Source organism: Pseudoduganella namucuonensis (assembly GCF_900116645.1).
Lineage (GTDB): Bacteria > Pseudomonadota > Gammaproteobacteria > Burkholderiales > Burkholderiaceae_D > Rugamonas > Rugamonas namucuonensis.
Genome location: NZ_FPBO01000100.1, coordinates 1 through 1,980, shown reverse-complemented (window position 1 = coordinate 1,980; position 1,980 = coordinate 1). Strand labels below are relative to the sequence as shown.

2 protein-coding genes and 1 pseudogene are annotated in these 1,980 nt (G+C 64.9%); all 3 read left to right on the top strand.

What is annotated here, in order from left to right; all coding sequences use genetic code 11:
* A partial coding sequence (locus BM436_RS37475; RefSeq protein WP_218165009.1) for a hypothetical protein occupies positions 1–198 on the top strand: 198 nt, incomplete at its 5' end.
* A gap of 3 nt (positions 199–201) precedes the next feature.
* Positions 202–882, top strand: coding sequence for a hypothetical protein (locus BM436_RS35870; RefSeq protein ID WP_093561686.1), 681 nt, complete (start codon positions 202–204; stop codon positions 880–882).
* 1 nt (position 883) lies between these two features.
* Positions 884–1,980: pseudogene (locus BM436_RS35865) on the top strand (glycoside hydrolase family 55 protein); the annotation flags it as partial.

The following is a 1,980-nucleotide window of genomic DNA, read 5'->3' as shown; positions in this document are numbered from 1 at the left end:
GACGCCATCGTCAAGAGCGCGATGGAATCGGCCATGGATGCCTACGGCGATGCCGGCGGCAAGGTGGCCGAGGCCTACAAGAACACGTCCGCCACACTGGCGGACGCCTACACGAACAGCAAGGCGGGCGAGCAAAAGGTGCTGGTGGGCGTGAGCCTGCTCATCGCCGGCCTCGTCGCCATGCGCGCAATGAGGTAGCCCATGGCCTACTACATCCTCAACCTGAAGGCGAACAAGCCATACCCTCAGACCGCCATCGGCCGCGTGCTGTTGATCGACTCCATTGGCGTGTCGCCAGGGGTGGACGTGACGCTTGTCGTCAACGATGCCGAGCAGCGGGTCATCCCGGGCCGGCGCGGCGGCTTCAAGTACGTCGCGGGCTACACCGGAGTGATTTTCACCTCGCCGGTCGATTGCGTGCTGCGTGTGTTCCTGACCATGAACGAGGTGGACCTGGGCTATGTGGACGGCGTGCAAGTCGAGGTGACGGGCAACGTCGGCATCACGAACACCGCGCTGAACCCTGTGCCGGTGGACGTGATGGGCGCCACGATGACGGCGACCGATGTCGGCATCAACAATGACAACGCGAACGCGGTCCCGGTGCAGCGCCAAGCGCTGTCCGTGATCGGCGCCGAGGTGTCGGTGGCCGTGGGCGTCGCGGCGGTATCGGCGTCCAACGATGCGACCCTGAAGCGCATCTGGTTCCGCAACACGAACGCCGTGGCGCAGATCGCGCTGGGCGCCTCGGGCGTCACGATGGATAGCCCGATCATCCTGGGCCCGGGCGATATTTATTTTGAAGAGGACGGCGCGGGCGCGCACTGGTACGCCATCTCGGACACCGCCGGCTCAACGCTGGTCACATTGGGAATGAAATAACATGAGCGGAATGTTCTCAACCGGCGCGCTGGCCGCCATCAAGGCAATCCTCGCCGCATCGACCGGCACGGCCGGTATCGGCTACGCCAACGACGGCACGCCCGTCACCCTGGAGCAGGGGCTTGACCTGCTGTATCGGGGTATCGCGGACGTGCGCAACGAAGCCTATGCCGGCGGCGCCGTGGGCGATGGCGTGGCCGACGATGCGCCAGCGTTCCAGGCCGCTTTCGATAGCGGGCGGATCGTCATGGCGCGCGACGGAACATATCTGTTGGCGTCGCCGATCAGCGTCACGCTGAACAACGCCGTGTTGATGGGTGGCGGGCGAAGGACCGTCATCAAGTCGTCAAGCGCCACGGCGGACATCTTCCTGATTGGCGATGGCGTGGCCGAGATATCGGGCGTGGATTTTTCGAACTTCCGCGTGTGGGCCTCGGTCACGAAGACGGCGGGCTATGTGTTCAACTGCCGCAAGACGACGGACAGCCGATTCGTGAACATCGGCGCGGGCAACATTGATGACTACGTGGCCGCCGGCAGCACCCATAAGCTGTGGAACGGCTACTACTTCGACCGCTTCAGCCAGGTCGTGGTGTCTGGCGGCGAAATCGTTGTGGAAAACGACGGCATCAAGGCGCGCGGCAACGCGGACCAGTCGTTCGGCGCCGAACTGAGCATCCTGGGCGGCCTGCGCATCTTCAAGGCGGGCGGCAAGGCCGTCCACCTGGGCGGCGCGACGGGCGGCGTATACCTGGGGCGCATGGACATCAGCGAGTGCTATCGCGGGCTGTACTGCGATGACACGCTACAGGCGGGAGTCTACAACCGCGAGGTGTTCCTCTCGTCCGAGCTGACCATCGACATGTGCACCGGCTGGGGCATCAATATCGAAAGCAATGGCCTCGCGACCCTGGAGTCACCCGGGGCGTGGATTTCGGGCTGCGGCAACAGCACGACCAGCGAGGGCGGCATACGCGTCGCCCCGACGACGGGCGTGAGCGTCTCCGCGAAGTGGGGCGCTCTGCGCGTGCAAAGTTGCTACTACGACGGCATGCAGCTGAACTCGGGCGCGCACGCGCTGGCGGCGCCATTCATCCG